Annotated in this window: 11 protein-coding genes; all 11 read left to right on the top strand. The window is 58.5% G+C overall.

Annotation, left to right across the window (positions count from 1 at the left end):
- Window positions 1-136: 136 nt before the first annotated feature.
- The 11 genes from rsfS (at window position 137) to HMPREF9371_RS08850 (ending at window position 13,041) form a co-directional block, all read left to right on the top strand.
- The gene (gene rsfS, locus HMPREF9371_RS08900; RefSeq protein ID WP_009119737.1) at window positions 137-478 is read left to right on the top strand and encodes a ribosome silencing factor; all 342 of its coding nucleotides are present in this window, start codon (window positions 137-139) and stop codon (window positions 476-478) included.
- Between the two features lie 367 nt (window positions 479-845).
- Window positions 846-2,375, top strand: coding sequence for a phospholipase D family protein (locus HMPREF9371_RS08895; RefSeq protein WP_040660427.1), 1,530 nt, complete (start codon window positions 846-848; stop codon window positions 2,373-2,375).
- Between the two features lie 223 nt (window positions 2,376-2,598).
- On the top strand, window positions 2,599-3,681 hold the full coding sequence (gene hppD, locus HMPREF9371_RS08890) for a 4-hydroxyphenylpyruvate dioxygenase (RefSeq protein ID WP_009119733.1): 1,083 nt from the start codon (window positions 2,599-2,601) through the stop codon (window positions 3,679-3,681).
- A gap of 66 nt (window positions 3,682-3,747) precedes the next feature.
- Window positions 3,748-4,293: a VOC family protein gene (locus HMPREF9371_RS08885; protein WP_009119732.1), complete on the top strand. Its 546-nt coding sequence runs from the start codon at window positions 3,748-3,750 to the stop codon at window positions 4,291-4,293.
- A 72-nt stretch (window positions 4,294-4,365) separates the two neighbouring features.
- The gene (locus tag HMPREF9371_RS08880; protein ID WP_009119731.1) at window positions 4,366-5,367 is read left to right on the top strand and encodes a fumarylacetoacetate hydrolase family protein; all 1,002 of its coding nucleotides are present in this window, start codon (window positions 4,366-4,368) and stop codon (window positions 5,365-5,367) included.
- A 90-nt stretch (window positions 5,368-5,457) separates the two neighbouring features.
- Window positions 5,458-6,855 carry a Na+/H+ antiporter NhaC gene (gene nhaC, locus HMPREF9371_RS08875; protein ID WP_009119730.1) on the top strand — a complete coding sequence of 466 codons (1,398 nt, stop codon included), beginning with the start codon at window positions 5,458-5,460 and terminating at the stop codon, window positions 6,853-6,855.
- Window positions 6,856-7,173: 318 nt separating this feature from the next.
- The gene (locus HMPREF9371_RS08870; RefSeq protein ID WP_232203096.1) at window positions 7,174-8,823 is read left to right on the top strand and encodes an ABC transporter substrate-binding protein; all 1,650 of its coding nucleotides are present in this window, start codon (window positions 7,174-7,176) and stop codon (window positions 8,821-8,823) included.
- A 274-nt stretch (window positions 8,824-9,097) separates the two neighbouring features.
- Window positions 9,098-10,111, top strand: coding sequence for an ABC transporter permease (locus HMPREF9371_RS08865; RefSeq protein ID WP_009119726.1), 1,014 nt, complete (start codon window positions 9,098-9,100; stop codon window positions 10,109-10,111).
- Between the two features lie 71 nt (window positions 10,112-10,182).
- Entirely contained in the window at window positions 10,183-11,091 is a 909-nt protein-coding gene (locus HMPREF9371_RS08860) for an ABC transporter permease subunit (protein WP_009119725.1), read from the top strand.
- 1 nt (window position 11,092) lies between these two features.
- Window positions 11,093-12,073 (top strand): ABC transporter ATP-binding protein, encoded by a 981-nt coding sequence (locus HMPREF9371_RS08855; RefSeq protein WP_009119724.1) that lies wholly within the window; start codon window positions 11,093-11,095, stop codon window positions 12,071-12,073.
- Window positions 12,070-13,041, top strand: a complete 972-nt coding sequence (locus HMPREF9371_RS08850; protein ID WP_009119723.1) for a peptide ABC transporter ATP-binding protein — start codon at window positions 12,070-12,072, stop codon at window positions 13,039-13,041. The genes HMPREF9371_RS08855 and HMPREF9371_RS08850 overlap by 4 nt, the downstream gene beginning before the upstream one ends.
- Window positions 13,042-13,130: the final 89 nt, after the last annotated feature.

Here is a 13,130-nt window from a genome sequence, read left to right as displayed (position 1 = left end):
CCGGAATCCCTAATCAGCTTGAATCTTTCAGGTAGCCCCAACGCCGTGAAAAAAACGCCAACAAGGCATTTGGCGAACCTGACGCACTGGGATAAAATTCTCAACCATTTATGATGTAATACCAATCGGAAGACTGATGAACACACAAGACACGCAATATTTGCAGGACATGGTGGACACCGCTGTGGCTGCTTTAGAAGATGTAAAAGCAAAAGACATCGTGATTATCGATACCTCGGGCAAAACTTCCTTGTTTGCCCGCATGATTGTGGCGGGTGGCGACAGCACTCGTCAGGTAAAGGCTTTGGCCAACCATGTGGCGGTCGCGTTGAAGGAGAAAGGCTACCAACTCTTGGGTGCCGAAGGTGAAGAGGCTGGAGAGTGGGCACTGGTGGATGCCGGGGACTTGGTGGTCCATGTGATGTTGCCAGCGGCAAGGGATTTCTATGACATCGAAAAACTTTGGGGCGAAGGCTAAGCAACAAGGGTGTCGGCTGGTTCTATGCGGGCGTATCGGCAGAGGGTTTGGCAAAGCGGTTTTTTGCTGGGCAATTTTGTCTCGTCACCTAAGCAAAATCCAACAATGCCAGACATTGTCAGTCAAAATAGCCGGTAGCGCAAGATTGGGCTTCTTTTGGTATTCATTTCCTTTTCCCTTGTGTGCTAACGCAGCAAATACGGAGTAAGCCGTTGCGGTATTTTTGACGGCGCATATCGGTAGAAAAGAGATGTAGGACAGGCTTTTTTTAAAATGGTTTTGCTTTGCCGTTGCTTAGTGGCGTAAGTCAGTTGAAGGAAAGCAAAATCGGCCAATGAATCGGCCATCAGACTTCAACGGAGGGCAGATGTTAAGAAAAATGCTATTGTTTTTGTTGCTGCTTGTGGTGGTGCTGGTGGTGACGGCTTTGGTTACCCGTAAATCATTGCCCGATAATCGTCAGCGCAGTTCTTCCCAGGCTCTGCCTATCCGTCCGGACAGTAAATTGGCTGCTCATCTGCTGCCGCAGATTGAAATGCATCTGGGCCGCTCTGGCATTTATCCGCTTCGTGACGGAAAAGATGCATTTTTGGCACGGTTGGCGCTGGCGCAAAGCGCACAATACACCCTTGATGTTCAATACTACATTTGGCACAACGATGTTTCCGGCCGCTTATTACTGAGCAGCTTGTATCAGGCCGCTGAACGTGGCGTGCGCGTGCGCCTGCTGCTGGATGACAACAACACTGCCGGTATGGATGGTTTGCTGGCCGCGGTTAATGCACACCCGAACATCGAAGTGCGTCTGTTCAACCCCTTTATGCAACGAGGGTTCCGCCCGCTGGGATACTTGAGCGATTTTTTCCGCCTCAACCGCCGGATGCACAACAAATCCTTCAGCGCCGACGGGGTGGTGACCATTGTGGGCGGGCGCAATGTCGGCGACGAATATTTCGGAGCCGGCAACGGCGTCATGTTTGCCGATCTCGATGTGGCGGCCGTCGGCCCGGCGGCACAAGCAGTGGAGCAGGATTTCGACCGCTACTGGGCCAGCGAATCCAGTTATCCGGCGGAAAGCATTATTCAGGCTGCACCTGCGGCATTAGATAGTGCGCCTGCACAGGATGCCGATACCCAGGGCTACCTGAAAGCTCTGGCACAATCCGATTTTGCACGACATCTTGCGGCCGGCACCCTGCCGCTGGAATGGGCCGAGGCTACCTTGGTGAGCGACGATCCGGCCAAGGGTTTGGGCAAAGCCTTGCCGGGCAATACTGTGGTGGCGCACATCAGCCCGGTGATGGCGGCGGCGGAGCAGGAGCTGTTGATCGTGTCGCCTTACTTCGTGCCCACCCGGCAAGGGGCGGATTTGCTCGGCGGCATCGCCCGCAGCGGCAAAAACGTGCAGGTGCTGACCAACTCGCTTTCCGCCACCGATGTGGCGCCGGTGCACGCCGGTTATGCCAAATACCGCGATTCGCTGCTGGACGCCGGTGTCACACTGTTCGAACTCAAACCCGAGGTAACGGTGACCACCGACCACCACGGCGGCATGACCGGCAGCAGCGGTGCCAGCCTGCATGCCAAAACTTTTGCAGTGGATCGGCGCACGCTGTTTGTGGGCTCTTTCAATATGGATCCGCGCTCAGCCGCGCTCAATACCGAAATGGGCCTGCTGATCGACAGTCCGGCTTTGGCAGGGCAATTGGCGGACGGCCTGCAACAGCACCATGCGGCCCATACCTATAGTGTGCTCAAGACGCCCGAACAGGGCTTATATTGGCAAACTCAGGAAAACGGCGAACTGCGCACATTCGATACCGAGCCCAAAGCCGGTGCCTTCAAACGTTTTGCTGTGTGGTTTTGCGCTTTATTGCCGATTGAATGGTTGCTTTAAGCGACCAGTATCTTGTTTTCAGGTAGCCGCCGCTTCTGCCATCCGGAAGGGGCGGTTTTTTGCATCGTGCTTTTGCATCCGCTTCCTGGCGGCTTGCCAAGATGCCAGCTTTGTTTAATCGATTTTTTCAATAAATTAATCAAAAAAAACTGTTTGCCTAATAAATACACCGACTTTTAAGATGGCCGCCGATGTGATCAACCGTTTACAGGAGAAATAGACGATGGCCGATTTGTTTGACAATCCCATGGGCTTGTGCGGCTTTGAATTTGTGGAATTCGCCGCCCCCGAAGCGGGCGTGCTGGAGCCTTTGTTTGAAAAAATGGGCTTTACCCTGGTGGCCCGCCACCGTTCCAAAGACGTACTGCTCTACCGCCAGGGCGACATCAATTTTATTGTTAACCGCGAGCCCAAAAGCCAAGCTGCGTATTTTGCCGCCGAACACGGCCCGTGTGCCTGCGGCATGGCCTTTCGCGTGCGCGACGCCCAAGCGGCCTACAAACGTGCGCTGGAGCTGGGCGCCCAGCCCATCGACATCCCCACTTCGGTGATGGAATTGCGCCTGCCGGCGATCAAGGGCATCGGCGGTGCACCGCTGTATCTGATCGACCGATTTGAGGACGGTAAATCGATTTACGACATTGATTTTGAATTCCTGCCCGATGTCGAGCGCCATCCGGTGGGCCACGGCTTGAAAATCGTCGACCACCTCACCCACAATGTCTATCGCGGCCGCATGGACTTCTGGGCCAAGTTTTACGAGAAGTTGTTCAATTTCCAAGAAATCCGCTATTTCGACATCAAGGGCGAATACACCGGGCTCACCAGCCGCGCCATGACCGCGCCCGACGGCCTGATCCGCATTCCGCTTAACGAAGAGGCCAAGCAGGGCGGCGGCCAAATTGAAGAATACCTGATGCAGTTCGGCGGCGAAGGCATCCAGCACATTGCGCTGTTGAGCGACAACCTGCTCGACACCATCGACAAACTGCGCGCCGCCGGCATTCCGCTGATGACCGCGCCCAATGCCGCTTACTATGAAATGCTGGAAGAGCGCTTGCCCGGACACGGCGAGCCGGTGGTTGAGCTGCAAAGCCGCGGCATTCTCTTGGACGGCACCACCGAAGGCGGCCAGCCGCGCCTGTTGCTGCAAATCTTCTCCGAAACCCTGCTCGGTCCGGTGTTTTTCGAGTTTATCCAGCGCAAGGGCGACTACCGCGAAGGCTTTGGCGAGGGCAATTTCAAGGCCCTGTTCGAATCGCTGGAGCGCGACCAGATCCGCCGCGGCGCATTAGAAGTGGAATAAACAGAAGCAGAATAAACGCTTTCAGGTAGCCTGAGGGGCTACCTGAAACCACAAAGGAGCGACATCATGGCATTAACCCAAGGCGTGCATCACGTGGCCTACCGCTGCAAAGATGCCAAACAAACGGTGGAGTGGTACCAAAAACACCTGGACATGGGCTTTGTGTTGGCGATTGCCGAAGACAAAGTGCCCTCCACCGGCGAGCCCGACCCCTATATGCACATCTTTTTGGATGCCGGCGGCGGCAATATTCTGGCCTTTTTCGAGCTGCCCACCAAACCGGAGATGGGGCGCGACGAAAACACCCCGCTGTGGACGCAGCACCTGGCCTTGAAGGTGGACAGCATGGACACCCTGCTGAAAACCAAAGACAAGCTGATTGCCGGCGGTGTCGATGTGCTGGGGCCGGTCAACCACACCCTGTTCCATTCCATTTATTTCTTCGACCCCAGCGGCCACCGCATCGAGCTGGCCTGCGAGGTGAGCACGCCGAAAATGAACCGTGCGCTGGACCATGTGAAATGGGACATGCTCAACGAATGGGCGGAAACCAAACGCGCCCCGCAGCACGCCCGCTGGATACACGACGGCACCGAGCCGCCCGAGGTATAAGCCGTATGATCCGGCTTCAGGTAGCCCCTCAGGCTACCTGAACGCCGTTATCAGAGAAAAAAGGATGAATTCATGAAACTAGCCACATTGAAACAAGGCGGCCGCGACGGCCGTTTGGCCGTAGTGAGCCGCGATTTAAGCCGTTATGTGCTGCCCGAAACCGCCACCCTGCAAGCCGCGCTCGATAACTGGGACAGCGCACAAGCCGAACTGAAAGCGGTGTACGACGATTTGAACGCCCATCCCGAAAAGGGCGAGGCCTTCGACCCCGAACAATGCCATTCGCCGCTGCCGCGCGCCTACCAATGGGCCGACGGCTCGGCCTACCTCAACCATGTGGAGTTGGTGCGCAAGGCGCGCAATTCCGAAGTGCCGGCCTCGTTCTACGACGACCCGCTGATGTACCAGGGCGGCTCCGACAGCTTTATCGGCCCGCGCGACGAGATCTTGGCCAAGCCCGAATGGGGCATCGACTTTGAAGCCGAAGTGGTGGTGGTGAGCGGCGATTTGAAACAGGGCGCCAGCGCGGAAGAAGCGGCCCAAGCCATCCGCTTGGTGATGTTGGTGAACGACGTGTCTTTGCGCGGCCTGATTCCGGCCGAATTGGCTAAAGGTTTCGGCTTTTTCCAAAGCAAGCCGGCCAGCGCCTTCAGCCCGGTGGCGGTGACACCCGACGAATTGGGCGAGGCCTGGCGAGACAGCAAAGTGCACCTGCCTTTGCGGGTGAAGCTGAACAACGAATTGTTCGGCTACCCCAATGCCGGCCAAGACATGACCTTCAATTTCGGCCAGCTGCTGGCCCATGTGTGCAAAACCCGCGACATGGCCGCCGGCAGCCTGATCGGCTCGGGCACGGTGTCGAACAAGCAGGGCGATTTGCACGGCTCTTCAGTGGCCAACGGCGGCGTGGGCTATTGCTGCCTGGCCGAAGTGCGCATGTACGAAACCATCGAAACCGGTGCGCCGCAAACCCCGTTTATGGACCACGGCGACGTGGTGGAGGTGGAAATGCTCGACCGAGAGGGCAACAACATTTTCGGCACCATCCGCAACCGCGTGAATACCCGTTATTAAGCCTTTCGGGCTTTCAGGTAGCCGCTCGTGTTCAGGCTACCTGAAAGCCTTTGCCACGTGAAAAAAGCAAGATTATTAAGAGGAGAAACCATGAATACCCCGTTAATCCGCATTGCGCCCAAAGAGGCGGTGCCCATCGCCCTGTTGGTGATTGCCGTGATGGCGGTCACCATGATCGGCTTCGGCTGGGTGCCGCATATTTCCATCACCCTGGTGATGTGCGGCCTCTTGGCCTACGGCAAATTCAAAGGCCAAAGCTTTAACGACATGCAGGCCAAAATGGCCGAAGGCGTGGTGTCGGGCATCGGCGCCATTTACCTGTTTTTCTTTATCGGCCTGTTGGTGGCGGCGCTGATGATGTCGGGCGCGATTCCGACGCTGATGTATTACGGCTTCGACCTGATTTCGCCGCAAATGTTTTACCTGTCGGCCTTTATTTTGTGTTCGGTGATCGGCGTGGCCTTGGGCAGCGGTTTCACCACCTGCGCCACCGCCGGCGTGGCCTTTATGGGCATGGCCGAAGCCTTCGACGCCAATCCGGCGATTGTGGCCGGCGCCGTGGTGTCCGGTGCGTTGTTCGGCGACAAAATGTCGCCCCTGTCCGACACCACCGGCATTGCCGCTTCGATTGTGGGCATCGATTTGTTCGACCACATCCGCAACATGATGTACACCACCATCCCGGCCTGGATTCTGACCGCCGTCATCCTGTGGACGCTGACCGGCAGCGTGGCCCAGGCCGATTTGGCCGACGTGGCCGCCATGCAGCAAAACCTGCTGGCCAGCGGTTTGGTACACTGGTATGCGCTGCTGCCGTTTGCGGTGCTGGTGGGCCTGGCGCTGAAAAAAGTGAACGCGGTGTACACCATCATCGCCACCATCCTCACTGCACTGGTGATTACCTATATCCACAGCAGCCCCAGCATCGACCAGGTGGGCGGCTATTTCTTCGCCGGCTACAAACCGGCGGAAAACCTGGACTTGGGCAGCGTGGGCAAATTGTTGTCGCGCGGCGGCATGCAGAGCATGTTCTTCACCCAAACCATGGTGATTCTCGCCTTGAGTCTGGGCGGTCTGCTGAACGGCTTGGGCGTGTTGCCGGCGCTGCTGGCCGGCATCCGCCACCTGCTCACCAGCACCGGCCGCGCCACCTTCGCCGCCGCTTCCACCGCCTTCGGCATCAATGTGCTGATCGGCGAGCAATACCTCAGCCTCCTGCTCACCGGCAACACCTTCAAACCGGTGTACGAACGCTTGGGCCTGCATCCGCGCAACCTGGCGCGCACCATCGAAGACTCCGGCACCGTGATCAACGCCTTGGTGCCTTGGGGCGTGTACGGCGTGTTTTTGGCCGGCATCCTCGGTGTGGCGGTGGTGGACTATATTCCCTATGCCTTCTTCTGCACCCTCAGCCTGGCGCTGACCCTGATCTACGGCTTCACCGGCTTTACCATCAGTAAAGTCGAGCCGCAGGATACGCCCCGCTGATGTCTTGAAACCTGTTCGCGATCTTTGCGCGCGCGCTTGCCCGGCAAAACCGGTGCGCCAGACGGTCGTGAGCAGGTGTTGATGAGGCTTTCAGGTAGCCCGATCTTCCGCCGAGTCGCTTGGTGTGCTGCACCGCAGCAACACAAAGCGACTCGATATTTACACTTTACTTACACTTAAGTTACGGATATATTACGCCCGCTTTTGCCCGGCATTGCAGTTGGGAGCGCATGGCCTATGTGTTTCGGCCGTTTGCTCCGGGGGCAGACAATCAGACCAATCTGTATTTCATAGAGGATGTACACCATGCAAACCAAGATGTTCAAATTATCTGCCCTGGCGGCCACCGTGCTGCTGGGTTTGGCTGCCTGCGGCGGCGAAAAAGCGGCCGAAGCCCCCAAAGACGGCAGTGCGCCCGCAGCCACCCAAGCCGGCGGCAACACCACCCTGGTTTACTGCTCCGAGGGCAGCCCCAGCGGTTTCGACCCGGCCCAATGGACCGACGGCACGTCTTTTGACGCCAGCGCCTATCCGATCTACAACGGTTTGGTGGAAACTGTTCGCGGCGGTACCGATGCGATTCCTGCCTTGGCCGAAAAATGGGAAGTGTCTGACGACAGCAAAACTTACACCTTCTTCCTGCGCAAAGGCGTGAAATTCCACACCACCGAATACTTCACCCCCACCCGTGAATTCAATGCCGACGACGTGGTGTTCACCTTTAAGCGTCTGACCGACCCGAACTTCGAATTCAACAAAGCCTATCCGGCCGAGTTCCCCTATGCCGCAGACATGGGTCTGCCCGACAATATCGAGTCTATCGAGAAAGTGGATGACCACACCGTGCGCATTACGTTGAAAGAAGTGGACGCTTCCTTCCTGCAAAACATTACCATGCCGTTTGCCTATATCAGCTCGGCCGAATATGCCGACCAGCTGGCGAAAAACGGCAATGCCGCCGATTTCAACAACAAACCCGTCGGCACCGGCCCGTTCAAGTTCGTGTCTTACAACAAAGACGCCCAAATCCGTTATGCGCGTAATGCTGAATACTGGAATGCCGGTGACATTCACATCGACAACTTAGTGTTTGCCATCACTAAAGATTCTGCCGTACGCGCCCAGAAAGTAGCGGCGGGCGAGTGCCACGTTTCCGCTTATCCGAAAACCGCCGAAATCGAAGCGGCCCGCCAAAGCGGTAAAGTCACCATCATCGACAAACCCGGCTTCAACTTGGGCTATGTGGGCTACAACACCAAGCATCCCGTGTTGAGCGATCTGCGCGTGCGCCAAGCTTTGGACATGGCCATTAACCGCGACGCCATTCTGAACGCCGTTTATCAAGGCGCCGGCACCGCCGCCACCAACCCGATGCCGCCCACTCAATGGAGCTACAACGACACCCTGCAAAACGCGCCCTACGATCCTGAGAAAGCCAAACAGCTGCTGGCCGAAGCCGGCGTGAAAGAGGGCACCGAAATCGCCTTGTGGGCGATGCCGGTGCAGCGGCCCTACAACCCGAATGCCAAGCTGATGGCCGAAATGATCCAAGCCGACTGGGCCAAAGTGGGCATCAACGCCAAGATCACCAGCTATGAATGGGGCGAATACCTGAAACGCCTGAAACAAGGCGAGGCCGATTCCTTCCTGGTGGGCTGGACCGGCGACAACGGCGACCCCGACAACTGGCTGGGCACCCTGCTGAGCTGTAAAGCGGTGGGCGGCAACAACTATGCCCAATGGTGTAATGCCGAATTCGACAAACTGGTGACCGAAGGCCGCACCAACACCGACAAAGCGGTGCGCGAAGAGAAATACCGCCAAGCGCAAGTGATCTTCAAGCAAGAGCTGCCGTGGACCACCATGGCACACTCCGTGGTAACCGTGTTTACCACGCCGAATGTGAAGGGCTTCGAAATCAGCCCCTTCGGCAGTATGCGTTTCGACGGTGTGAAAATCGAGCAGTAAGCCACTCTGCTGCCGGCAGGCTACCTGAAAGCCTGTCGGCAGCTTTTTGTCTGGGGAACCGCCTTTGCTGCTGCGGCTCCTACCCGGCGGATGAAACCGCCTGCTGTTTCTCGATGTTTCGATTTCAGGCTTTCAGGTAGCCTGAGGCTACCTGAAAGCCTGCTCTGTCCGGCAGTGGCCGGGCAGGCCAATACCATTTGCCGGCCGCCTGCGCCGTTTGATTCGGGTGCGGGCAGAACACAAGCAGCCGGCCCAACCACACAGAGCATTGCCAATGTTTTCCTTTATCTTGCGCCGTATCCTGATCCTGATACCGGTTTATATCGGCCTGACCCTGTCCACTTTTTCCCTCATCCGCATGGTGCCGGGCGACGTGGTGGAAGTGATGATGGGCGAAAAAGCTGTTGATCCCGCCGTGCACGCCGCCGCCATGAAGCGGCTCGGCCTCGACCAGCCGCTGCCGGTGCAGTATTTCAACTACCTGAAAGACATCTTCAGCGGCAATTTCGGCCAATCCTTTCGCGACCGCTCGCCGGTGCTGGACGATTTCTTTTCCCATTTCGTGCCCACGCTGGAGCTGGCCTTGTGCGCCATCGTGATCGCCAGTGTGCTCGGCGTGACGCTGGGCATCCTCGCCGCCTTGCGCCGCGGCACTTGGCTGGACTACACCCTGATGAGCGGTGCGCTGGCCGGCTATTCGATGCCGATCTACCTGCTCGGCCCGATCCTCACCGGCCTGTTTGCCCATTATCTAGGCTGGCTGCCGGTGTCTGGCGTGATTTCCGTGTTCCAGTTTCTCGATGTCAAACCGCTGTATGGCTCCTGGCTGCTCGGTTCGCTGACCAGCGGCCAGCCCGGCGCCTTCATCGACGTGGTGAAACACTTCATTCTGCCGGCCATCGCCTTGTCCACCATTCCCTTGGCCATGATTGCGCGCATGACCCGCTCCGCTTTTTTGGAAGTGCTGGGCGAAGACTATGTGCGCACCGCGCGAGCCAAGGGTTTGTCGCCCGCCCGCGTGGTCTTGGTGCACGTCATGCGCAACGCCCTGATTACGGTGGTGACCGTGGTCGGCCTGCAAATGGCCACCCTGTTGGCCGGCGCCATCCTCACCGAAACCATCTTCAGCTGGCCGGGCGTCGGCACTTGGCTCTTGGAAGGCTTCCACAACCGCGACTATCCGATTGTGCAAAACGGCATCCTCTTGGTGGCCACCGCCTTGATGCTGGTGAGCCTGCTGGTGGACATCCTCTACGGCCTGATCAATCCGCGCATCCGCCACGCTTAAGCTGCAGGCTGCCTGAACCGCTCCGCCTGTTTCAGGTAGCCTTCCGATAACGATTTTCCGGGAACACTTTGATGAGTACACACACCGCAACCGCCCCCACTGTTGCGCCCAAGCCGCCTACCCAATGGCAGCTGTTTTACCGTACTTTCCTTGCCAACAAGGGTGCGGTATTGGGGCTGCTGATCCTCACCGCCATGGTGCTGCTGGCCGTTTTCGCGCCGCTGCTGGCGCCGCACAACCCCTACGAACTGTTTAACGGCAAAGAGCAGCTGCCGCCCTCGTTTCTGAGCGGAGGCGACGCCGCCTTCCTGTTCGGCACCGACGACGCCGGCCGCGACACCCTGTCGCGCCTGCTCTACGGCGCACGCTATTCGCTGTTTATCGCCCTGTGCGCCACCATTCTCGCCCTCATCGCCGGCGTGACCTTGGGCCTATCCGCCGCCTTCTGGCCGCGTGTGTGGGGCAAAGGCGTGATGTTGGTGAATGACATCCTGATGTCTTATCCCAGTCTGCTTTTGGCCATCATCATCGCCGCCATTCTCGGCCCGTCGATGACCAACACCATCATTACCATCGCCCTGGTGTGCCTGCCGCCGTTTATCCGTCTTACCCGTGCCACCGCCATGGTGGAGCTGCAGCGCGATTACGTTACCTCCGCCCGCGTGATGGGCGCCAGCACGCCGCGTCTGTTGTTCATCACCGTGCTGCCCAACTGCATGGCGCCGCTGATTGTGCAGGCTTCGATGATTTTCTCTGCGGCCATTCTGGAAGCCGGTGCCATCGGCTTCCTCGGTTTCGGCGTTCAGCCGCCGGATGCCGAATGGGGTGCCATGCTCGGCACCGCCCGCCAATACATTCAGAGCAATGTGTGGCTGGCGATTTTCCCCGGCTCCGCCATTTTCCTGTCGGCACTCGCCATCAATCTGACCGGCGACGGCCTGCGCGATGCCCTCGACCCGAAACTGAAACAGGTGTCCTAAGATGAACAGCCCCTTACTGCATATCGACAATCTGGCCGTGACCTTCGGCCGCGGCGAGCGCGCCTTCCGGGCAGTGGACGGCGTCTCGTTTCAGGTAGCCAAAGGCCAAGTGCTGGCCGTGGTGGGCGAGTCCGGCTCCGGTAAATCGGTCACCATGATGGCGCTGATGGGCCTGCTGCCCGCTTCGGCCACCATCACTGCCGACCGTCTCGAATTCAACGGCCAAAACCTGCAAACCCTGTCGGCCCGGGCCAAACGGCAAATCATCGGCAAAGACATTTCGATGATTTTCCAAGACGCCATGACCAGCCTGAACCCCAGCTTCACGGTGGAAACCCAGATCAGCGAAGTGCTGAAGGCCCACTTGGGCCTGAAAGGCGCCGCCGCGCGCCAGCGCGTGTTGGAACTGTTGGACCTGGTGGAGATTCCCGATGCCAAAAACCGCCTGAAAGCCTATCCGCACCAACTCTCCGGCGGCATGAGCCAGCGGGTGATGATTGCGATGGCGATTGCCTGCGAGCCGCAGCTGTTGATTGCCGACGAGCCGACCACGGCGTTGGACGTGACCGTGCAGGCGCAAATCATGGCGCTGTTGGCCAAGCTGCAGCGCGAAAAACACATGGCCATGATTCTGATTACCCACGACTTGGGTTTGGTGGCCGAAAACGCCCGCGATGTGGCGGTGATGTATGCGGGGCAGGTGGTGGAAACCAATCAGGTGCCGCATATTTTCCGCGAACCGGCCCATCCCTACACCGAAGCCCTGCTGGCGGCGATTCCCGAGCTGTCGGTCGGCCACAGCCGCCTGCACAGCCTGCCCGGCGTGGTGCCCAGCCAATACGACCGGCCGACCGGCTGCCTGCTGTCGCCGCGCTGCCCCTACACCGAAGCGCGCTGCCACACCCCGCCCGCCCTGCAAACCCATGAATACGGCGTGGTGCGCTGCATACACCGCCGCCCGCCCAAAGGAAACGCCGCATGAGCCAACCCGTAGTACTCGAAGCCAAGTCGCTGGCGCGCCACTATCCGGTGTCGCAGGGCTTGGGCAAACCGAAAAAATTCGTCAAAGCCCTCAACGGCATTTCCTTTCAGTTGCAGGCCGGCAAAACGCTGGCCGTGGTGGGCGAGTCGGGCTGCGGCAAATCCACTCTGGCCCGCCAGCTCACTCTGATCGAAAGCCCCAGCAGCGGCGAATTGCTGATCAACGGCGAGGGCACCGCCAAACTGAGCCGCCGTGCGCTGAAAGATTTGCGCACCGAAATCCAGATGGTGTTCCAAAACCCCTACGGCAGCCTGAACCCGCGCCAAACCATCGAATACCAGCTCACCGAGCCGCTCACCATCCACACCAAGCTCTCGCGTGCCGAAAAGCATGAGAAAGTGGTGGAAATGATGAAGAAGGTCGGCCTGCGCCCCGAGCACGCCCAGCGTTATCCGCATATGTTCTCCGGCGGCCAGCGCCAGCGCATCGCCTTGGCGCGCGCGATGATGCTGAACCCGAAAATCGTGGTGGCCGACGAGCCTACTTCTGCGCTGGACGTGTCGATTCAGGCGCAGGTGCTCAATCTGTTTATGGATTTGCAGGACGAATTCCACACCGCCTATGTGTTTATTTCGCACAATCTTTCCGTGGTGCAGCATGTGGCCGACGAAGTAATGGTGATGTATTTGGGCAAAGCGGTGGAACACGGCAGCAAAGAGGCCGTGTTCAGCAGCCCGCAGCATCCTTACACCCAAGCGCTGCTGGCGGCCGCGCCCAGCGTGAACGGCCACAAAACCGACCTCAAGCTGCAGGGCGAGTTGCCCAGCCCGCTCAACCCGCCCGGCGGTTGCGCGCTGCACCAGCGTTGCCCGCACGCCACCGAGCGCTGCGCACGGGAAGAGCCGGTGCTGCGCGAATGGCAGGGACGTCTGGTGGCTTGCTTGCGTTTGGAAGAGATCGCCGCTTAAGCCGCAGCTTGCCGAACCGCATCCCTCTGAACCGCTAGAGCATTTTTGATTGAGAATGTTACATAATAAGGTTTTCTACCAGCCGGAGC

It is taken from the genome of Neisseria shayeganii 871, from assembly GCF_000226875.1.
Taxonomy (GTDB): domain Bacteria; phylum Pseudomonadota; class Gammaproteobacteria; order Burkholderiales; family Neisseriaceae; genus Eikenella; species Eikenella shayeganii.
This window is presented reverse-complemented; position numbering and strand designations above follow the sequence as displayed.